General features: G+C 62.6%; 14 protein-coding genes and 3 pseudogenes. All 17 read left to right on the top strand.

What is annotated here, in order from left to right; genetic code table 11:
- Positions 1-25 precede the first annotated feature (25 nt).
- The 17 genes and pseudogenes from CUR85_RS03980 (at position 26) to CUR85_RS03905 (ending at position 20,677) form a co-directional block, all read left to right on the top strand.
- Positions 26-997 (top strand): ABC transporter permease, encoded by a 972-nt coding sequence (locus tag CUR85_RS03980; protein WP_067268087.1) that lies wholly within the window; start codon positions 26-28, stop codon positions 995-997.
- Positions 994-1,833: an ABC transporter permease gene (locus CUR85_RS03975; RefSeq protein WP_082852163.1), complete on the top strand. Its 840-nt coding sequence runs from the start codon at positions 994-996 to the stop codon at positions 1,831-1,833. Before CUR85_RS03980 ends, CUR85_RS03975 begins: the two co-directional genes overlap by 4 nt.
- Positions 1,830-3,451 (top strand): annotated as a pseudogene (locus CUR85_RS03970) (ABC transporter ATP-binding protein). Before CUR85_RS03975 ends, CUR85_RS03970 begins: the two are co-directional and overlap by 4 nt.
- Positions 3,452-3,487: 36 nt before the next feature.
- Entirely contained in the window at positions 3,488-4,237 is a 750-nt protein-coding gene (locus CUR85_RS03965; RefSeq protein WP_231886447.1) for an SDR family NAD(P)-dependent oxidoreductase, read from the top strand.
- A gap of 152 nt (positions 4,238-4,389) precedes the next feature.
- Positions 4,390-4,860, top strand: coding sequence for a (2Fe-2S)-binding protein (locus CUR85_RS03960; protein ID WP_067268082.1), 471 nt, complete (start codon positions 4,390-4,392; stop codon positions 4,858-4,860).
- Positions 4,861-4,864: 4 nt separating this feature from the next.
- A complete protein-coding gene (locus CUR85_RS03955; RefSeq protein ID WP_067268080.1) occupies positions 4,865-7,165 on the top strand; it encodes a xanthine dehydrogenase family protein molybdopterin-binding subunit in 2,301 nt (766 codons plus the stop codon).
- A gap of 244 nt (positions 7,166-7,409) precedes the next feature.
- Positions 7,410-7,745, top strand: coding sequence for an Hpt domain-containing protein (locus CUR85_RS03950; protein ID WP_067268078.1), 336 nt, complete (start codon positions 7,410-7,412; stop codon positions 7,743-7,745).
- Positions 7,746-7,870: 125 nt separating this feature from the next.
- Positions 7,871-9,700, top strand: coding sequence for a cellulose biosynthesis cyclic di-GMP-binding regulatory protein BcsB (locus CUR85_RS03945; protein ID WP_343245468.1), 1,830 nt, complete (start codon positions 7,871-7,873; stop codon positions 9,698-9,700).
- Positions 9,701-9,706: 6 nt separating this feature from the next.
- The gene (locus tag CUR85_RS03940; protein WP_067268074.1) at positions 9,707-11,599 is read left to right on the top strand and encodes a glycosyltransferase family 2 protein; all 1,893 of its coding nucleotides are present in this window, start codon (positions 9,707-9,709) and stop codon (positions 11,597-11,599) included.
- Entirely contained in the window at positions 11,596-12,741 is a 1,146-nt protein-coding gene (locus tag CUR85_RS03935; protein ID WP_280321819.1) for a hypothetical protein, read from the top strand. Before CUR85_RS03940 ends, CUR85_RS03935 begins: the two co-directional genes overlap by 4 nt.
- Positions 12,742-13,012: 271 nt before the next feature.
- Positions 13,013-13,963 (top strand): response regulator, encoded by a 951-nt coding sequence (locus tag CUR85_RS03930; RefSeq protein ID WP_067268069.1) that lies wholly within the window; start codon positions 13,013-13,015, stop codon positions 13,961-13,963.
- A gap of 1 nt (position 13,964) precedes the next feature.
- Positions 13,965-15,968 (top strand): ATP-binding protein, encoded by a 2,004-nt coding sequence (locus CUR85_RS03925; RefSeq protein WP_067268067.1) that lies wholly within the window; start codon positions 13,965-13,967, stop codon positions 15,966-15,968.
- Positions 15,965-16,120, top strand: a pseudogene (locus tag CUR85_RS20505) (response regulator); the annotation flags it as partial. The gene CUR85_RS03925 and the pseudogene CUR85_RS20505, both read left to right, overlap by 4 nt.
- Before the next feature lie 23 nt (positions 16,121-16,143).
- Positions 16,144-16,323: a response regulator gene (locus tag CUR85_RS03920; protein ID WP_280321814.1), complete on the top strand. Its 180-nt coding sequence runs from the start codon at positions 16,144-16,146 to the stop codon at positions 16,321-16,323.
- A 65-nt stretch (positions 16,324-16,388) separates the two neighbouring features.
- Complete coding sequence (locus CUR85_RS03915; protein WP_067268063.1) at positions 16,389-17,084, top strand: hypothetical protein; 696 nt, start codon at positions 16,389-16,391, stop codon at positions 17,082-17,084.
- A 258-nt stretch (positions 17,085-17,342) separates the two neighbouring features.
- Positions 17,343-18,323 (top strand): TAXI family TRAP transporter solute-binding subunit, encoded by a 981-nt coding sequence (locus CUR85_RS03910; protein ID WP_067268061.1) that lies wholly within the window; start codon positions 17,343-17,345, stop codon positions 18,321-18,323.
- Positions 18,324-18,434: 111 nt separating this feature from the next.
- Positions 18,435-20,677, top strand: a pseudogene (locus tag CUR85_RS03905) (TRAP transporter permease).
- The last annotated feature ends 26 nt before the right edge of the window (positions 20,678-20,703 follow it).

Raw genomic sequence — 20,703 nt, 5'->3', positions numbered from 1 at the left:
ATCAGAACAACACGGGGCGGATAGCGTGATACGTTTCATATTGGGCAGGTTGGTCAAGGCAGTGTTTATCCTGCTGGCGATCCTTGTCTTCAATTTCCTGCTGATCCATGCGGCACCGGGTGACCCTGCGGCGGTCATGGCGGGCGAAGCCGGGGCGGCGGACGAGAAATTTCTTGCAGACCTGCGGGCGCGTTTCGGCTTGGACCAGCCGCTCTACATGCAGTTGTGGATTTACATCAAAGGCGCGGTGCAGCTCGACCTTGGCTATTCCTTCCGCCAGCAGATGCCGGTGGCCGAGATGATCGGCGACCGCCTGCCCGCGACGCTTTTGCTGACCGGCGTGGCCTTCGTGCTGTCGCTGGTGCTGGGCGTGACCGCCGGTGTCGCGGCCTCTGCCCGGCAGGGGCAATGGGGTGACACGATCATCTCGACCTTCGCGCTGCTGTTCTATGCAACCCCGCTCTTTTGGGTGGCGCTGATGGCGACTCTGGTGTTCTCGGTCTGGCTCGAATGGTTGCCGGGCTTTGGCTATTCCACCATCGGTGCGGGCTATACCGGCCTCGCCCATGTGTTGGATGTGGCGAAACATCTGATCTTGCCGGCCTCGACGCTGGGGCTGTTCTTCACGGCGATCTACATGCGCATGACGCGGGCCTCGATGCTCGAAGTCTCGCGGCTGGACTTCGTGAAAACCGCCCGCGCCAAGGGGCTGAACCGCGGCGTGATCCAGCGGCGGCATATCCTGCGCAATGCGCTCTTGCCGGTGATCACGCTGGCCGGGCTTCAGGCCGGGCAAATCTTTGGCGGGGCCATCCTGACCGAGACCGTCTTTGCATGGCCCGGCATTGGGCGGCTGATGTTCGAGGCGATCAACCAGCGGGACTACAACGTGATCCTCGGGGTCTTCTACATCTCGGCGGCCATGGTGCTGCTGTTCAACCTGATCACGGATGTCATCTATGTCATTGTTGATCCGCGGATAAGGCTGACGACATGATGAGTTTTTGGAAACGTTTCAGCTATAACCGTGGCGCGGTAATCGGCTTGGTCATCCTGACCTTCGTCATAGCCGCCGCCATCCTCGCGCCCATCCTCTTTCCGCAGAGCCCGTGGAAAATGGTGCAGCGCCCCTTCCTGCCGCCTTTCACCCAAGACGGGCTGCTTCTGGGCACCGATGCGCTTGGCCGCGATGTCATGGCGGGGCTTGCCCATGGCGCTTATGTGAGCCTGCTGGTCGGGCTGGTCTCGACCATTGTGGCGCTGGCCATCGGCGTGCCGGTGGGGGCTGTGGCGGGGTATTTCGCAGGCCGGATCGACGACGCGCTCATGCGCTTTACCGAGTTCTTTCAGACCATCCCGAGCTTTGCGCTCGCCATCGTGCTCTTGGCGATCTTCCAGCCCAGCCTGACCTTTGTGATCATCGCGATTTCCATCGTGTCATGGCCCCCGGTCGCGCGTCTGGTGCGGGGCGAGGTGCTGTCGCTCAGAACCCGTGAGTTCGTCGAGGCGGCGAGCCTGTCGGGCCTCGGCAACCTTCAGATCATCACCCGCCACATCCTGCCCAACGCACTGCCGCCGATCATCGTGCTGGCCTCGCTCATGGTGGCGCAGGCGATCCTGCTGGAAAGCTCGCTGTCCTTTCTGGGGCTGGGCGATCCGAACATCATGTCTTGGGGCTATATGATCGGGGCTGCGCGCACCGTGATCCGCACCGCATGGTGGCTGTCCTTCCTGCCGGGCATGGCGATCCTGTTGACCGTGCTGGCGTTGAACTTGATTGGCGAAGGTCTGAACGACGCGCTGAACCCGCGATTGACGAGGAAATCCGAATGACCCTGCTTAGCATCCGTGACCTGTCTATCGCGCTGCCCATGGGGCGGATCGGCTCTATGCCGCGAAGGACATCAACTTTGACCTCGCCCCGGGGGAGATCCTTTGCATCGTGGGCGAAAGCGGGTCGGGCAAATCCATGTCGGCCAATGCGGTGATGGGGCTGTTGCCGCAGGGGGTTCTGCCCGACAAGGGCAGCATCACCTTTGACGGGCAGGCAATCCTTGGGCTGTCTGAGAAAGAGATGTTGAAACTGCGCGGCAGCCGCATTTCGATGATCTTTCAAGAGCCCCTGAGCGCATTAAACCCGCTGATGCGGATCGGCGCGCAAATCGCCGAGGTTTTCGAAGCCCACGGCGCGCTCACCGGGGCCGAGCGCCGCGCCCGGGCGCTCAAGCTGTTGGAGGAGGTGGGTATTCCCGACCCCGAAGCGGCGATCCGGGCCTATCCTTTCCAGCTTTCGGGCGGGCAGCGGCAGCGGGTGATGATCGCGATGGCCTTGGCGCTGGAGCCTGACATCCTGATCGCGGATGAGCCGACCACTGCGCTCGATGTGACCACGCAGGCGCAGATCCTCAAGCTGATCGAAGACCTGCGGCGCAAGCGTGGCATGGCGGTGATCTTCATCACCCATGACTTTGGCGTGGTGGCCGATATTGCCGACCGGGTGATCGTCATGAAAAAGGGGGAGATCGTCGAGGCTGGCCCGGCCCAAGAGGTGCTGCTGAAGCCCCAGCACCCCTATACCCGCGCCCTTATCGACGCGATCCCCCGGCTGACCAAGACCGAAGCTGCGGCAGAGGTCGAACGCACCCCGCTATTGAAGGTCGAAGGCCTGCAAAAGACCTTCTCCACCGGCTCTGGCACGCTCTTTGGCAAGCGTCGGGTGGTGAAGGCCGTGCAGGACGTGAGTTTCGAGCTTTATGCAGGCGAAACCATCGGCATTGTGGGGGAGTCCGGCTCGGGCAAATCCACCGTCGGGCGCTGTTTGGTGCGGCTGCTTGATCCCGATGGGGGGCGCGTCCTGATGGACGGCGTCGACATCGCCGAGATGTCGGGACCAGAACTGCGGGCGCAGCGGCGCAAGTTGCAGATGATCTTTCAAGACCCGTTTTCGTCACTCAACCCGCGCGCGCGGGTGTCGCGCATCCTGACCGAGGGGCTCATCGCCTATGGCACGCCGGATAAGGAGGCCAAGGCCAAGGCGCGCGAGTTGCTGGAACTGGTCGGGCTGGACGAAAGCGCGATGAAACGTTTCCCGCATGAGTTCTCGGGCGGGCAACGGCAGCGGATCGGCATCGCCCGCGCATTGGCGCTGGACCCGTCGATCATCATCGCGGATGAGGCCGTCTCGGCCCTCGACGTCTCCATTCAGGCGCAGGTGCTTGACCTGCTGGCCGAGTTGAAAAACCGGCTGCATCTGTCGATGCTCTTCATCACCCACGACCTGCGCGTCGCGGCGCGGATCTGCGACCGGATCATCGTGATGCAAAAGGGCCAGATCGTTGAGGCCGGGCCGGTCAGCAAAGTGCTGCACGACCCCGATACCGCCTATACGCGCAGCCTGCTCGACGCTATTCCGGGGCAGGACTATGAACGCGCGCTGGCGGCGACCGATTAGGGCGCTACCTCAGCCGCTGCGCCTAAGATGGATCAGATGATGAAACCTGTGGATCACGATCAAAAGACGCTGCTGCTGACCGGTGCCAGCCGGGGCATCGGCCATGCCACGGCCAAGGCTTTCGCCGACAAGGGCTGGCGGGTGATCGGCTGCTCGCGGCAGGCGTTCTCGCCCGAATGCCCTTGGCCCGGTGGGGCGGAGGACCATGTGCAGGTCGATCTCAGCGATCCGAACCAGACGATAGAGGCGGTCGCGCAGGTCAAAAGGCTTTTGGGCGGTAACCCTTTGCACGCTCTGGTGAACAACGCGGGCGTCTCGCCCAAGGGCGAGGATGGCGCGCGGCTCAGCACGCTCGACACCGATCTGCGGACATGGGGCGAGGTGTTTCATGTGAATTTCTTCGCCTCCGTGGTTCTGGCGCGCGGGCTTCAGGATGAGCTTTCTGCCGGGCGTGGGTCGGTGGTGAATGTCACCTCCATCGCCGGGTCGCGGGTGCATCCCTTTGCCGGGGCGGCCTATGCGACCTCAAAGGCGGCGCTGGCGGCGCTGACGCGCGAGATGGCCCATGATTTCGGCCCCCTCGGCGTGCGGGTGAACGCAATCGCCCCGGGTGAGGTTGAGACGGCGATCCTCAGCGAAGGCACCGACAAGATCGTGCGCGACATCCCCATGCGCCGCCTCGGCCAGCCTGATGAGGTCGCGCGGGCGATCTATTTCCTGTGCAGCGCGGAAAGCTCCTATGTCTCGGGGACCGAGATCGAGGTGAACGGCGGTCAGCACGTCTGACCGCGCCGCGCGCGAGCTTTCTGACAATTGCGTGATCAGGGCAGTCTTGCGCTGTCATCCCCAGCCATTGGACCTATGTACAGCCCCTCAAATCAGGGCAGCTATACGCGCGCTCCCCTCAGGCAAAGCATACCCCAAGGGACAACCACTTCATGATAAAATTCGAATTGAACGGGCGGCAGATCTCTGTCGACGCAGACCCGGACATGCCCCTATTGTGGGCGATCCGTGATGAGATCGGCCTCACCGGCACGAAATTCGGCTGCGGCATCGGCGCATGCGGCGCTTGCACCGTGCATATCGACGGCACCGCGACACGGTCTTGCATCACCTATCTGGGAGACGTAGAGGGCCTGTCGGTCACCACGATCGAAGGGCTGGACGAAGAGGGCAAGCACCCGGTTCAAGAAGCATGGCGCAACCTGCGCGTACCGCAATGCGGTTACTGCCAGTCGGGCCAGATCATGCAGGCGGCGTCTTTGTTGAAAGACACGCCCAACCCCAGTGACGAAGACATCGACGCGGTGATGACCGGCAACCTTTGCCGCTGCATGACCTATCCGCGCATCCGCCAAGCCGTGCGCGACGCCGCAACCGCAATGGGAGGCTCCGACAATGGCTAATCTGATGTCCCGCCTGAAAGGCTCCGACGCGCAACCGCAGATGACCCGCCGCGGGTTTCTGGTGTCGATGACCGCCGCGGGCGTTGCCTTTGGCTTCCCGCAGGCGTCGAATGCCGCGATGAACCCTGCCGTGCCCGATGGCACGCCGATCGCGCCCAATGGCCAGCCCTTTGAGCCGTCGATGTGGTACTGGATCGACGCCGAAGGTCAGGTCAACGTCAACATCATCCGCGCCGAGATGGGTCAGCACGTCGGCACCGCCATCGCCCGCATTCTGGCCGATGAGCTGGAAGTCGCTTGGGAAAATGTGCATATCACCCATGTCGACACGGCTGAGAAATGGGGCCTGATGGTCACCGGCGGCAGCTGGTCGATCTGGCAAAGCTGGCCGGTCTACCGTCAGGCGGGCGCCGCCGGGCGCACCGCGCTGATCGAAGCGGCGGCGGCCAAATGGGGCGTCGATCCCGCCGGTCTGACTGCGCGCGACGGGGCCGTGACCGATGGCACGCAGAGCATCAGCTACGGCGATCTGGTGGCCGAAGGGCTCGACCGCAGCTTTACCGAAGACGAACTGGCGGCCCTGCCGCTGAAACCTCACGCCGATCTGCGGCTCGTGGGGCAGGACGTGCATCCGCTTGATCTGGATACGAAAACCACGGGGCAGGCGATCTATGGTCTGGATGCCAAGGTCGATGGCATGGTCTATGGCGTGCCGATGCTGCCGCCGACGCGCTATGGCTCCAAGGTCAATTCAGTCGATGACAGTGCCGCGAAAGAGGTCAAAGGCTATCTTGAGACTGTGGTGCTGGACGATCCCTCGGGCACGGTGCCGGGCTGGGTCGTGGTGCTGGGCAAGACGCTCCATGCCGCGCGGATGGCCACCTATGAGATCAGCGTCGATTGGACGGCGGGCGAGACGGCGGATGTCTCAGAAGACGATATCCAAGCCCGCTCTCGCGAATTGATCGACAGCGATGCCGGGTCGATCCTGCATACCGAGCAGCCTGAGACCCGCGCCGCTTTCGATGCCGCCGCCGAGACGCTGGAGGCCGAATACACCACGCAATCCGTGCTGCACTTCCAGATGGAGCCGGTGAACGCGACCGTCTTCCAAAACGCCGATGGCGTTTGGGAGACCCATGCAGGCAACCAGTGGCAATCACTGATCCTGCCGACGCTGGCCGCCGCGCTGGAGGTGCCCGCCGACAAGATCGTGATGCGCAGCTATATGCTGGGCGGTGGCTTTGGCCGGCGTTTGAACGGCGACTACATCGTGCCCGCCGCGCTCGCCTCCAAGGCCGTGGGCAAGCCGGTGAAGCTGGTCTTCTCCCGCGAGGAAGACGCCCAGTTCGACAGCATCCGCTCGCCTTCGGTGCAAAAGCTGCGCATGGCTTTCGATGAGGGCAAAGCCATCACCGGGATGGAGCATCACGCCGCTGCCGGTTGGCCGACGCAGGTGATGGCACCGGGCTTCATGCCCAAGGGCGTCAACGAAGAACCCTATGACCCCTTCGCCATCGACGGCGCGGATCACTGGTATTCGGTCGGGGCGCATCGCGTGCGGGCGATCTCGAACGATCTGGCCAATGCAACCTTCCGCCCCGGGTGGCTGCGCTCGGTCGGGCCGGGCTGGACCAACTTCGCCGTTGAAAGCTTCATGGATGAGGCGGCGCATAAAGTCGGCGCCGATCCGTTGCAGTTCCGTCTGGATCACCTGAAGGCCGAGGGTCTCAACGCAGGTTCCGCCCCCAATGCGGTGGGCGGGGCATCGCGGCAAGCGGCTGTTTTGCAGCGCGTGGCCGAGATGTCAGGCTATGGCCAGACGGAGTTGCCCGAGGGCACGGCAATCGGGATCGCCACCACCTTTGGCCAATCGCGCACCATGCCGACTTGGACCGCCGCCGCCGTGAAACTGGCGGTGGATGCCGAAACTGGTGACGTCGCGGTCGAGAAGATGTGGCTGGCCTTCGATTGCGGCACTGTGGTCGACCCCGACGGCGCGCGCGCGCAATGCGAGGGCGCGGCGCTTTGGGGTCTGTCCATGGCTCTGCATGAGGGCACGCGGATCGAAGACGGCAATGTCGTCGACCTGAACCTTGGGTCTTACACGCCGCTGCGGATGGTCGATGTGCCTCAGATCGAGGTCGCTTTCGTCGAGAGCACGGAAGTGCCCGTGGGTCTTGGAGAGCCGGGCACCACGGTCATCGCCCCGGCGATTGCCAATGCGATCTTCAACGCCACCGGGGCGCGGGTGCGTCATCTGCCGATTACCGGCGATGCGGTTCTTGCGGCGCTGGAAAGCTGATCGGAGAAGGCGGGCGCGGCATGTCGCGCCCGTCTTCCATTTGGTCTGAAGGCGCCGGCTAGTGAGGCGGGCTGCGCATTTGCCGGGCAGCGCGGCGGCTGCCTAAATTCAACGGCTCAAATTTTGGGCATTCACGCTTAAAAACTTAGAAAATCGCCCATTGCGCCATAATTCTGACAGGTTTCGAACAATAATCTAAACGAGCTATCTGGGCTTCTTTGCGGGCGGGTACGAAGGACGATCTGTGGCACCTACCGAGACATATGAACAACGCGTCGCCGCGACGCGAAAGCGCTTCATCGAAGGGATGCCGGAGCGGTTGCAGGCCGTGGCCGATGCGCTGCGCGAGACGGATGGCGCCGACCCGCGCGAGACCAAGGCGCGCAAGGTCCACCGCATGCTGCACGATCTGGCTGGCAATGCCGCGATGCTGGAATATGCCGAGATCGAAGATCGCCTGCGCAAGGGGCTGCGCGTGGCTGAAGATGCCGATGAATCCTCTGCGCCCTTGTCGACCGATGACATTCGTATAATTGAAACGGCTCTGGCCGATGCCCGCAGTGCCGCTGAAAAAATTTAAGAAAGCCTATCCATGAAGTATCCCGCAATCGGTTTGTTGGCGGCCCTGGCGCCGTTTCAAGTTCACGCTCAAACGGCCCCGGGTGAGGATGCGGCGACCCCCCCACAGAGCAGGTCCAAGAGGGGCTGATCGCGCGGACCTTCGATCTGGCGGAGCTTGGTTTTCAAAACGGTCTGTCCTTCCGGCAGCTATCGGGCAATGCGACGATCTATATTCCGCTGCCCAACCCGGACGCGCTGAGTTCGGGCCGTTTGCAGCTTGAGCTTGAACATGCCTCCACCACCGAGGTGGATCGCTATTTGCAGGTTTCGGTCGCGGGCCGTCCGGTGACCTCGCAGGCGTTGCCCGATGGGGCAGGGCGGCTGAGCGTTCCGGTCCCGCTTAGCCCCGAGGACGTGTCGGGCGGGTTTATCGCCGTGGGCCTGTCCTATTCCGGGGCTTTCAGCGATCGGGTCTGCGTGGACGAACGCGCCTCGGGGGATTTTCTTGAGATCACGGCGGCTTCTTCCGTGACCTTGCAATTGGACCCGTCTGAGATCGACACATCGGCGGCATTCGCCGGGCTGCGCCCTGCGGATACGCGTCTGGCCATCGGGGGCAACGACTCCCTCGCGGCCTTGGCCGCTGCGACCCGCGCCGCAGCGCTGTTTGACGCTGAGGCCGGGCGGCTGACCTTTGGCGGCGACGGGGTCAGCACATCGGGTGCATGGGCCGAAGGGGTCATCGAACTGGACGTGACCACCTCGGGCGTGGCGAGCGAGATGGCCGTGGACAATCAAGCCGGGCTGCCCGTCTTGAACCTGCGCGGCAGCGATCCGCAGGTGGGGCTGTGGCAACTGGTCTCGGAATGGTCGGCCCTGTCGAACGAAGGCGCGACCGTGGTCGATGTGGCAGGGGGACCGGCCCGTTTTGACGACCGTTTGCCGCTGTCGGCGCTGGAGGGCGACCTCACCCCGCGTCCCGTGGTCTCGACCGAAGACTTCTTCGTGCCGTTCCAATCCTCCGACCTTCCGGCGGGCAAGGGCGTGTCTGGCGTGAACCTGCATGTCGCCGCAGCGCTTGACCCCGAAGGGCGGGGGGCGACGGCCTCGGTCTTTCTGAATGACACGCTGTTGGGCAACCGCCCGCTTGGCAGCGGCAAGCCCGAGCAGCTTACCTTTTCGGTCCCGAGCGGCCTGCTGGGCCGGGACAACCTGCTGCGGGTGTCGATCCAGCGTCAGCCTTCGGGCGGCGAATGTCGTTTCAAACCGCAGGGCTATCCGGCGCAAATTCTGCCCGGCAGCGCCCTGCTTCTTTCGGATTCCACAGCGCAGGATCGGGACTTCTTTACCCTGCGACAGGAATTCGCCGATGGCGTTCAGGTCGTGCTCGACCCCGCGCTTTCGCTTGATTTCGCGCAGACCCTGCCGTGGCTCGCAGGTGTCGCGGGCAGTGTGATCCCGGACCGCGCGCCTATCCTGCCGCGCGCCTCGGTCGAGGCGCTTGAGGGGGATGAGCCTTTCTTTGTAATCTCTGACCAGAACCCCGGCGATGCAGAGCCGCTGATCACCTTCGATCAGGGCCGGATTGAGGTGCGCGACCGTCAAGATAACCTGATCTATTCGGGCGAAGACCTGTCGCGGCTTGGCGTGGTGCAGATCGTCACCCGGGGCGACACCCGTGGCCTGTGGCTGCGTCCGGGCAATGGCCCTGCACCAGAGCTGACGCCCGAACGCCCCATGATGCTGGACCGCGGCGATCTGGCGCTGATCGGGCAGGAGGGGGTGATCCTTGCCACCGCCACCGACCGCAGCCCGCTTGTTGATGTCGTCTACCCCGACCGCACCAGCCTTGCTCAGATGCTGGCCAAGTACCGACCCTGGATCGTGGGGGCCATCTGGGTGCTGGTGACGCTGCTTGTGCTGATCGTGTTCCAGCGCGTCTACCGCGCCCGCCGCGGCAAAGACGAGACGTAAGCCACCGTGCCGTTGGATGCCGAAAGCGAAGCCATTGGTTCGCTGCTGCTTGACCGTGGCGCGCTGACGGCGGAACAGCTCGACGCGGCAGAGGAACTGGCCGAGGAGTGGAACGTCTCTCTGGTCAAGGTTCTTCTGTCGCGGCGCTGGCTGACCACGCAGACACTCTACCGCGAGATCGCCTTTTACCACGGGCTCGCGCTGGTCGATCTGATCGAGGACCGCGCCGATGACGATCTGATCCGCCAGTATGATCCGGTGGTGATGAACCAATTCATGACGGTGCCGATTGGCCGGGCAGAGGATGGCACGCTGACGGTGGCCACCTCGCGCCCCGGCCCGCGCACGCTGCTGCATATCCGCGAGGTCTATGGCTCTGGCGTGACCATCGTCGTGGCCTCGCATTTCGATGTGTCATGGCAGTTGCAACGCGCCTTCCGCGAGAAACATTCGCATGAGGCGGTCTTTGCGCTGGCCGAGCTTGACCCCGATATGTCGGCGCAGAACGTCGTGACCCCGCCGCAAATCTTGGTGATCTACCTCCTGATCTCGGCGCTGCTGCTGGGTCTGGCCTTTGCGCCCGTAGCCACGCTGATCGTGCTGAACGTCCTGCTGACGGTGTTCTACACCGGCAACTTCCTGTTCAAAGCGCTGCTGGTCTGGCTCGGCGGTGCTGCGCAGGAAACCTCATCGCGGGCCATCGCGGCCGAGGCATCGCTGCTGCGCGACGAAGACCTGCCGATCTATACCGTGCTGGTGCCGATGTTCCGCGAGCCCGAGGTGCTGCCGATCCTTGCCCAAGCGCTGCGCAACCTCGACTATCCGCTGGCCAAGCTCGACATCAAGATCGTGCTGGAAGAGGGTGATCACGAGACCATCGACGCGGCGCGCAAGCTCGACCTTGAAGGCGTGTTCGAGATCATCCGCGTCCCGGCCTCCCACCCGCAGACCAAACCCAAGGCCTGCAATTTTGCGCTGCGCTATGCGCAGGGTGATTTCCTCGTGATTTTCGACGCCGAGGATAAGCCCGAACCGGATCAGTTGAAAAAGGTCATCGCCGCCTTCAACCAATCCGCGCCCAATACCGCCTGCATCCAATGCCGTTTGAACTACTACAACGCGCGGGAGAACTGGCTGACGCGGATGTTCACGCTGGACTATTCGCTGTGGTTCGACCTGATGCTGCCGGGGTTGGAGCGTTTGGGCGTGCCGATCCCGCTGGGCGGCACTTCGAACCACTTCCGCATGGACGTGCTGCGCGAGTTGAACGCATGGGATCCCTTCAACGTGACCGAGGACGCCGATCTGGGCATTCGTCTGACGCAGAAGGGCTACCGCGTGGGCGTCATCGATTCCACGACCTTTGAAGAGGCCAATGTCTCGATCCCGAACTGGGTGCGCCAGCGCTCGCGCTGGATCAAGGGCTATATGCAAACTTTCCTCGTCCACAGCCGCAGACCCATTCACCTGTGGCAATCGGTCGGGGCGGCGGGCGTCTTTGGCTTTGTCTTCTTCATCGGGGGCACGGTGCTCTCGGGCCTGTTGAACCCGGTCTTTTGGTCGATCTTCGCCATCTGGCTGATCTTCGGGACCGAGGTGATCACCCCCTATTTCCCGCTGCCGGTGCTCTATCTGTCGTTGGTGAACCTCTTGGCGGGCAATGGGCTGCTGATCTATCTCACGATGGTCGCACCCTTCCGGCGCAGGTGGACCGATCTGGCGCCTTGGGGGATCACCGTGGTGGGCTATTGGGTGCTGATGACCGTGGCCTCTTACAAGGCGCTGTCGCAGTTGATCTTTAACCCGTTCTATTGGGAAAAGACCCAGCACGGCCTGTCCAAACACACCGCCAATGAGGTGGCCGAAGCCAGTGCCGAAGCGACGGAGGCCGCGCAATGATCCGCGCCGCCTCATGGTCTTTCGGCTTTGTCGCGCTGGCGTTGCTGCTTTTGCTCACCCTCGGCTGGACTGAGGCGCATGGCTTTTTGTCGATGGATGTGACCGACCTTTGGGCCAAGTCGATTGTGCAGATCGAGGGGCCAGCGCAGTTCAAGGCAAGCGATGCTTTCTACCCGCCCGTGCCCTATGCGCTGTCGCTTTTGGGGCAGGCGGTCTTGCCCGATACGCAGGTGCCGGTGCCTTTCGTGCTTTCCGCGCTGGTGGGGGCGGGGCTGCTGGTCCTGTGGTTCCTCAACCTGCGCGACACGGGCGGGTTTTCGGGCGTGACCTCGGCGCTGGTGGTGCTGCTCTTGGCGCTGAACCCGTTTTTCCTGCGCGCCTTGGCCGATGGGCCAGAGACGATGTTTTGCATCTTGGGCACATGGCTTTTCGCACGCGGGATCGTCAATCTGCGCCTCACGGGCAACGCGCCGGATATGATGAAAGTGGCCGTGGGGCTTTTGGTGGTGGCCCTGTCGGACAGCTATGGCCTGATGCTTTGCCTCGGGGCGATGCCTTTCATGATCGTCGCGGCACGGCCCAGCATGATCGCGGTCTCCTCGACGGGCTATCTGGTGGCGATGTTCTATCCCGTGGCCGCCGCCGTGGGGGCGCTGATGTTCGTCAGCATGATCTTCGACAGCCGCCTTATCCCGCTTTTGTCGGAAAGTGCCACGCCGCTGACCTTGCGGCAGCATCTGGTCATTCTGGCCGGGCTGGGCCCGGCGGCCCTTATCGCGATCCTGCGCAATATCATGGTGCCGCGTCTCTTCATGCCGCTCTTGGCAGCGGTCGGGGCGGTGCTGGGCGGCTATACGCTCAACGTCTTTTTCCATGTCGAAGGCGACCCGGCCATGGCGCTGGCGCCCATGCTGGGGGTCTTGGTCGCCGCGATCCGCTTTTGGCCGAACCTGTCCCTGCGCGAGCCGATTGCCATCGCGCTGTTGGCACTGTCGCTGCTGACCTCGGCGTTGGTGATGCGCCATGTCGCCCATGACGAGACCCGCGCTTGGAGCAACGCGATGCTCGGGGCGGAAAACGCAGCGTCCCGCCCGCGCGAGAGGTCGTTTCATTCTTGCGCGACAAGTCTGATATTATGGTAGATGTTGAGAGAAACCCCGAGATCGTCGTCGGTCTGGGGAATATCGACCGGCTGGTGATCGCCGGTGAGCCTGCCTACGACTGGGCGCTTGAGGGGGCGTGCCGCGCACAAGGTACATCGTGGTCCCGCAACAGGCGGAAGGGCAGGCCACAGCAGACAGAATTCTGCGCAGGTTCCCGCAGCTGAAGCAATCGCAGATGCCGGGTATGAGGAGGTTTTTCAAAACAGCCGATGGCGTGTTTTTGAAAGAGTTAACGAGTGGAATTAAAATCATGAGCCCACGAATTATCGCAGTCGACGATTCGGATATCGCGCAGGATTTCATCAGCGCGACGCTTTCTGAGCTTGGCTTTGACGATGTCGTCAGTTTCATCGATCCGCGCAGTGCACTCGACGCGATCGAAAGCGATGAGGCCACGGCGGACCTGATCCTGATGGACATAATGATGCCCGATATTGATGGTATCGAGCTTTGCGCCCGTATCCGTGCCTTGGACAGATGGAGCGATGTGCCGATCATTATGCTGACCAGCCGAACAGACATGGGGTCTCTCTCCGAAGCCTTCATGGCGGGGGCCAACGACTATGTCACGAAACCCTTCAACCGGATTGAGCTTCAGGCCCGTATGCGCAGTTGCCTGCGGCTGAAATCCGAGTTGGACCGCCGCCGTTCGGGCGAAAACCGCGGCGCCCGCCGCCGTGCCGCGCCGAGCGTGTCAGAGGCCACGGTGCCCAGCCTTTTGGGCAGCAAATCCGGGTTTCAGGGGCATCTGATGTCGCTGTCGCCCGCGATGCAAAAAGACCTCGGCCTGATCGTCTTTCGTATTGATGGCGACCGTGATCAATCCGATGCGGCGCGCGCGCAGCGGCAAGAGCTTCAGCGCCTCGTGGCCGGGCTTTTCGGCAAGGTCGAAATTCCCGCGCAAGACGGGTTCGCCCATTGGGAGGATGACCTTTTCGTCTATGGCGCGCTCCAGGCGGATCGCGCCCAGCTTGAAGCGCGGGCGCAGCAGTTTATCTCAGCCGTGGCTGAGGCCTCGGCCACCGTGAAAGAAGGCTGGACCTCGCGGCCCTTGAGCGTCAGCGCCTGTGTCGTGCCGCCCTCGGACGCGGCTGTCGCCACCTCGCTTGCGCGGGGCATTCAAGGCGTCGAAAGTGCTGGAATAACAAGCGCGCCGGGCAGCATCTGCCTTGCCGCCAATGACATAGGACACCAAGCCTAGAATGGTCAGCACTGAGCCCACCAACAAAGCCGATGCGGAACCCTCTTCGCGCGCGCAAACGCTCTTCTGGGGGCTGATCGCAACGGTCGTTGTGACCTATTTCGTCGGGCTCGCGGCTCTGACCTGGTCCGACTACAACCGCGCCACAACCCGGGCCGAGGTGGAGCTTGAGCATTTCGCGGAGCTTTACGAGCAGGCGGTCGATGCCTCACTTTCGGTTGCGAATGTACGGATGTGGGGGCTGATTGATGAGCTGTCGACCGCGCGCCTGAGCGACCCCGCGCAGTTTGAGGCGCAATACGGCGATCTGATGAATGCCGCCGTGCAGGAGACCGAGCAGGTCGATGCGCTTGTGCTGATCGGCGCCGATGGGATCGTGCTTTGGGCCACGGCCAAACCCCTGATGGGGCAGTACCTTGGGGACCGGGCCTATTTTCAGGCTGCGATTGGCCTTGATGTGGATGAATACACGGTCGGGGTGCCCATCGTGTCGCGGGCCACGGGGCGGCGTCTGACCCCGATTGCATGGCCCTTGATCGGGATGGATGGCCGGTCACGCGGGGTCTTGGCCTCTTCGCTGGGCGAGGATTACTACTCGCAATTGCTGGCGATAGATGGGATGCAACAGGACATGTATGTCGAGGTGGTAACCTCCAACGGAGAGCGGGCCTTTGTTTCGGGGCGGCCTCCGCGCGACCCCGATACGCCCGTGTTCCGCGCCCGGAAGGAGATTCCGGCGCTGGACCTCTATATCGACGTGACGCGCAGCAAACGGGCGGTGCTGCAAAATTACTGGCAGCGCACATTGGTTTTCGTGGGGCTTGCCACGATCCTGTTCCTGACGGTGATCAATGCGGCGATCCGCGCGCGGCGGCAGTCGACCCAATTGGCGCAGGCCCTGCGCACTTCCGAACGGCACCGCGAACGGATCCGCGTGGCGCAGAGCGAATTTGACGCGATCTTTGAGAATGTCGGCGACGGGCTGATCGTCTATAACGACAACAACAAGCTGCACCGCTCCAACCGCAAGGCGCGTGCGTTGATGGGTGTGTCCTCAGACATCGAAGCCGTGCAAAAGCTCCGCGGGATGGTCCCGCCCTTTTCGCAGATGGACGAAGACGTGGCCGTTCACCGCATTCAGATCACCACCGCCGAGAACGAGAATGTGGCGGTGCAATGCCGGGTGATGAAGCTGCATCTGCATGGGGATTACATCGCCTATAACGTGCTTCAGGACATCTCTGCCGAAGAGCGTCTGGTGGCGGCGCGCACGGCCTTTGTCACCTCGGTCAATCACGAACTGCGCACGCCGCTCACCTCGCTGGCCGGATCGCTCGAAATCCTGCATGACCGCTTTGGCGACAGCATGCCAAAGAACGCGGGCAAGCTGTTGTCGATGGCCACCCGAAATGCCGACCGGCTGTTGGTACTGGTCAACGATATCTTGACCCTTCAGGCGATCGACCAGCGCCAACTTAGCATCCAGACCGAGCGGGTCGCGGTGTCGGAAGTGCTGTCGGAAGCCATCGCGGCCAACACCGGCTATGGGGTGAACCGCGACGTGCAACTCGACATTCACAGAGGCCCCGATGCGGCGCAGGAGGCCTATGTGCGGGTCGATACCGTGCGCATGCAGCAAATCTTCTCCAACCTCATTTCCAACGCGGTAAAATATACCCCGCGCGGCGGTACGGTAAAAATCGGTGCCGAGGTGGACGACCAATGGGTCACGTTCTATGTCTGCGATGCGGGGCCGGGCATCCCAAGAGCCGCCCATGATCGTATGTTCAAAAGGTTCGCTGACCCTGTGCACTCTCGCGAAAACCAAGCGAATGGGACGGGGCTGGGGCTGGCCATCACGCGGGAGTTGGTGTTGCGACAAGGTGGCGATGTGAGCTTTGAGACACGCTCGGAAGAGGACGGCGATGAGAACCCCGGCACCACGTTCTATGTGCGTTTCGCCCGGGATACAGGCGCCGCGCCCAAGCAGGGGGCATCGGTATGAGAGTGTTGTTCGTCGATGACGAAGATGACATCCGCGAGTTGATCGAGTTTGCGATCATGACCGAGGATGACATTGAACCGACCTTCGCGGGGACCGGGCTCGACGCGATTGCCACGATGGAGAGGCAGTCTTTTGACGTAATCATGCTGGATGTGATGATGCCGCCCCCGATGGTATGGAGGTACTGCGCTGTGCGCGGGCCAATGCGAATTTGGACGACACGAAGATCGTCATGTGCACCGCCAAAACCTCGCCCGAGTCGGAGAGGAAGTTTCGCGACCTCGGGGCAGACCACATTCTGCACAAACCGTTCAAACCGCTGAAGCTCGCGGATTTCATTCGGTCGATCGTTTAATACCTCATCCCTCAGCCTCTCGCGGCTCTGAACACGCGGAACTTACCATGCGCAAAACAGCGAAAATGCCTTCTGACCTCCCGCGGCGGTTCTTGCCCCGGCTTGTTGTCTTCTCGGCCATCGGTACCATCGCCCTCCCGGCAAGTGATGTGGCATCGGCGGCTTGGCCGCGGGGCGAAGACAAAAGCTTTGTCTCCCTGTCCTATGAGACCACCGCAGATGGCCCCGACTTTGGCGATTTCGGCGCGTTTTACTACGAATACGGGGTGACCGAGAAACTGACCTTCGGCCTCGACATCGGCAAGAGCCAAAGCGCGGGGCAAGTCAGCGCCATCGCCTTTCTGCGCTATCCGCTTGAACTCTCGGGTGGGGACAATGTTTTCGCCGCCGAAGTCGGTCTTGGCTGGGCCGAACGGGATGGCAGCGCGGTGGCGGCCCTGCGTCCCGGCCTGTCTTGGGGGCGTCCGGTATCGGGGGCTTGGGGCAGCGGCTGGCTGGGGGTGGAAAGCACCTTTGCCATTTACGAAGACGGCGAAACACTGGGCAAGATCGACAGCAGCTTCGGCATCAACCATGACAATGGCAATCTGTCGATTTTCAAGCTGGAGTTCGCGGCCCCGTCAGACGGGGATGAGACATTGGCCTTTGCGCCGTCGCATGTGATCAAGGTCTCGGAAAACAGCTTTCTGGAACTGGGCCTTTCGCATGAATTCACCAACGCTGTGACCAAGGTCAAAGTCGGGGTCTGGCACAGCTTCTGACCGGGTGCGGCGCGGGGCAGCCTTTCGCCATGTGATTCTCTCCATGGGGCATCTCTGGCTCTCAGGCGGGGACCGAAAGGGAAAACGCCATTGACCCAACGGCAGGCGGTCTCTTTCTTTCGCATCTCGCATTTTGCGGCAAATTCGGACTTGCCTCTGCCTGCCGGAGTACAGTTAATTGGCCGAACAAGCTGAATACAGCGGCGGCGCGCGGCACCCTGTGCCGACGCCCGTTAAGAGCAACCAAGGGAGAGAGACATGAAATTCACCGCAATCCTCGCCGCAAGCACCATTCTGGCAGGCGCTGCCGCCGCTCAGGACATGGATAAATCCGACTGGCCGAGCAGCTTCACCGTGGGCACGGCCAGCCAAGGCGGCACCTACTTCGCCTATGGCTCGGGCTGGGCGAACCTTGTGGCCAAGGAACTGGGCCTGACCGGCGGTGGCGAAGTCACCGGCGGCCCGATGCAGAACATGGCGCTGGTCCACACCGGCGAGGCGGCCTTCGGCATGACCACAATGGGCCCGGCGGCGGAATCGCTGGCCGGCACCAACCCCATCGCCCCCGGTCTTGAAATGACCCAAGCCTGCGCGATGTTCCCGATGTATCAGACACCTTTCTCCGTGACCGCGCTGTCGTCCTCGGGCATCTCTTCGGTCGCTGACATTCCGGCGGGTGCCAAGATCGGCTTTGGCCCGGCGGGCTCCACCTCAGACACCTATTTTCCGCGCATGATGGACACGCTCGGCGTCGAGTATGAGCGTCGCAACGGCGGTTGGACCGATCTGGGCGGGCAGTTGCAGGACGGTCTGCTGGACGTGATCGCCTTTGCTGCCGGTGTGCCGGTGCCTGCGGTCAGCCAGCTTGAGGTTCAGACGGATGTGAACATCATCGAGTTCACCGAGGAAGAGCAGGCCAAACTGCTCGAAGAGTTCCCGGTGTCCGAGTTCACCATCGACGCCAGCACCTACACCACGCTGGAAGAGGGCGCGCGTTCGGTCTCCATGTGGAACTTCGCGATTGCCAACTGCGATCTGCCGGAATCCTTCGTCAAAGCGGCTGTGGATGTCGTCATGTCCGACAATGAGCGGATGAAGGGCATTCACAAAGCGGCGGCTTCGACCCTGCCTGAGAACTGGGAGAAGAACACCGTTTTGAAATGGCATCCCGGTGCGGCAGCTTGGTTTAAAGAGAACGCGGATGCCGATATTTCCGACGATATGATCTACGGCAACTAAGCGAACGCCTAGACAAACTTGCATGCCGTCCCTAATCGGGGCGGCATCTTGCCATCATCCCGCCTGATTGTCGGGACAGATCCCGCGCAGATATCGGGAAAGGAAGCCTCCATGACAGACCAGCATAGCGCCGCCGACCCGCAGGGCCCGATTGTCGCCGAAGGGGTCGATGACGAACCGGTAGAAAGCAATCGCCGCATATTCACCGGGCGGACCTATCTGGTCGTTGCGGCCATGTCGGCGATCTATGCCTTCTTTCACATGGCGGCGCTCAACGGCATGTCGATCGGAGAGCTGACCGGCATCCGCATCCCGCTTTTGCCGACCTTCCCGATGGAGACGTGGAATTTCCGCATCGTGCACATCGCGGGTGCGTTGATCCTTGGCTTTACCCTCTATTCCGCCCGCGCCTTTGTGGATGAAGGCAAGGGGCAGGGCCGTCATCCGCTGGATTTCGTGGCATGGGCTGCGATGATCCCTGCGCTTTATTCGATCTGGACCGCTTGGAGCATCGCCAGCCAGATCGCTGGCGGCACCCAGTGGAACGGCATGAGCCCCGAGTTCAAGACCCTTGAAATCTATCACTATGGCCTGCCGCTGGTGGCGGCGACGGCCATCGGCATCGTCGTGGGTTGGCTGCGCGGACGCGAGCGGGGGCAGGTTTCGCCTGCGGACCTGTTGCTGTCCATCTGCGGGGTGGCCGTGGCGATTTACCTGATCACCATGTACGGCACCTTGATGCGCAACTCGACGGGCACGCCCTTTGCGCCCATCGGCATCTCTATCGCCGCAGTTGCAGGCACCGCGCTGATCATGGAGCTGACGCGCCGCGTGGCGGGGCTTGCGCTCATCGTGATCTCGGGTGTCTTTCTGGTCTATGTCTTCGTCGGGGACATGCTGCCGGGCTTCCTGAACGCGCCCAACATCCAGTGGACCCGCTTCTTTAGCCAAGTCTACACCGATGCGGGCATTCTGGGGCCGACCACGGCGGTGTCATCGACCTATATCATCCTCTTCATCATCTTCGCGGCCTTCCTTCAGGCATCGAAAGTGGGGGACTATTTCGTCAACTTCGCCTTTGCCGCGGCGGGCCGCTCGCGCGGGGGCCAGCCAAGGTCGCGATCTTTGCCTCGGGTCTTATGGGGATGATCAATGGCACCTCGGCGGGCAATGTGGTGGCGACAGGCTCGCTGACCATTCCGCTGATGAAAAAGGTGGGCTACCCGGCCCGGACCGCAGGCGCGGTCGAAGCCGCCGCCTCGACCGGGGGGCAGATCATGCCGCCGATCATGGGGGCGGGTGCCTTCATCATGGCCGAGATCACGGGCATCCCCTACACCGATATCGCCGTGGCGGCGATCATCCCGGCGGTGCTCTACTTCGTGTCGATCTACTTCATGGTGGATTTCGAAGCGGCCAAGCTGGGCATGCGCGGGATGCGTTCCGAGGAACTGCCCAAGCTCAAGGACATGCTGCGCCGGGTGTTTCTGTTCATCCCGATCATCATCCTGATCTATGCGCTGTTCATGGGCTATTCGATCATCCGCGCGGGCACGCTGGCGACGGCGGCAGCGGCGGTGGTGTCGTGGTTCACGCCCTTCCGCATGGGGCCGCGCAGCATCGTCAAAGCCTTTGACCTGGCCGGGATCATGTCGATCCAGATCATCGCGGTCTGCGCCTGTGCGGGCATCATCGTGGGTGTCATCAGCCTGACCGGTGTCGGCGCGCGTTTCTCTTCCGTGCTGCTGGGGCTGGCAGAGGCGAGCCAATTCCTCGCCCTGTTCTTTGCCATGTGTATCGCCATTCTGCTCGGCATGGGCATGCCCACCACGGCGGCCTATGCGGTGGCGGCTTCGGTCGTGGCGCCCGGTCTGGTGCAACTGGGCATTCCGCTGCTGACGGCGCATTTCTTTGTCTTCTACTTCGCCGTCGTCTCGGCCATCACGCCCCCCGTGGCGCTGGCGAGCTATGCCGCGGCGGGGATTTCGGGCGCCAACCCGATGGAGACTTCGGTGGCCTCCTTCAAGATCGGCATCTCGGCCTTCATCGTGCCCTTCATGTTCTTCTACAACGGCGCGATCCTGATGGACGGCACGTGGTTCGAGGTGATCCGCGCCGGTGTCACGGCAATCTTCGGGGTCTATCTGCTGTCTTCGGGCATGCAGGGCTGGTTCGCGGGCAGCGGGGCGGCTTGGTTCATCCGGCTGGGCTTGATCCTCGCGGCGCTTTGCATGATCGCGGGTGGTCTGATGACCGACCTCATCGGCATCGCAGTGGCGGCGGTGATCTTTGCGGTGCAGTGGAAGTTCCGCCCCGCACCCGACGCCCAAATCGCAGTGCACGGCAGCGATTGATCCGTGATTGATCCATGTCCCGGCCC

The organism is Sulfitobacter faviae (genome assembly GCF_029870955.1).
Taxonomy (GTDB): Bacteria; Pseudomonadota; Alphaproteobacteria; order Rhodobacterales; family Rhodobacteraceae; genus Sulfitobacter; species Sulfitobacter faviae.
The sequence above is the reverse complement of the archived record's forward strand: the minus strand, read 5'-3'. Positions and strand labels throughout refer to the sequence as shown.

Bases quoted from the DNA above. Each gene is read 5' to 3' on its own strand.
- CUR85_RS03910 (WP_067268061.1), top strand. From the start codon at position 17,343: ATGAAATTCACCGCAATCCTCGCCGCAAGCACCATTCTGGCAGGCGCT.
- CUR85_RS03975 (WP_082852163.1), top strand. From the start codon at position 994: ATGATGAGTTTTTGGAAACGTTTCAGCTATAACCGTGGCGCGGTAATC.
- CUR85_RS03965 (WP_231886447.1), top strand. From the start codon at position 3,488: ATGATGAAACCTGTGGATCACGATCAAAAGACGCTGCTGCTGACCGGT.
- CUR85_RS03955 (WP_067268080.1), top strand. From the start codon at position 4,865: ATGTCCCGCCTGAAAGGCTCCGACGCGCAACCGCAGATGACCCGCCGC.
- CUR85_RS03930 (WP_067268069.1), top strand. From the start codon at position 13,013: ATGAGCCCACGAATTATCGCAGTCGACGATTCGGATATCGCGCAGGAT.
- CUR85_RS03935 (WP_280321819.1), top strand. From the start codon at position 11,596: ATGATCCGCGCCGCCTCATGGTCTTTCGGCTTTGTCGCGCTGGCGTTG.
- CUR85_RS03960 (WP_067268082.1), top strand. From the start codon at position 4,390: ATGATAAAATTCGAATTGAACGGGCGGCAGATCTCTGTCGACGCAGAC.
- CUR85_RS03920 (WP_280321814.1), top strand. From the start codon at position 16,144: ATGGAGGTACTGCGCTGTGCGCGGGCCAATGCGAATTTGGACGACACG.
- CUR85_RS03915 (WP_067268063.1), top strand. From the start codon at position 16,389: ATGCCTTCTGACCTCCCGCGGCGGTTCTTGCCCCGGCTTGTTGTCTTC.
- CUR85_RS03925 (WP_067268067.1), top strand. From the start codon at position 13,965: ATGGTCAGCACTGAGCCCACCAACAAAGCCGATGCGGAACCCTCTTCG.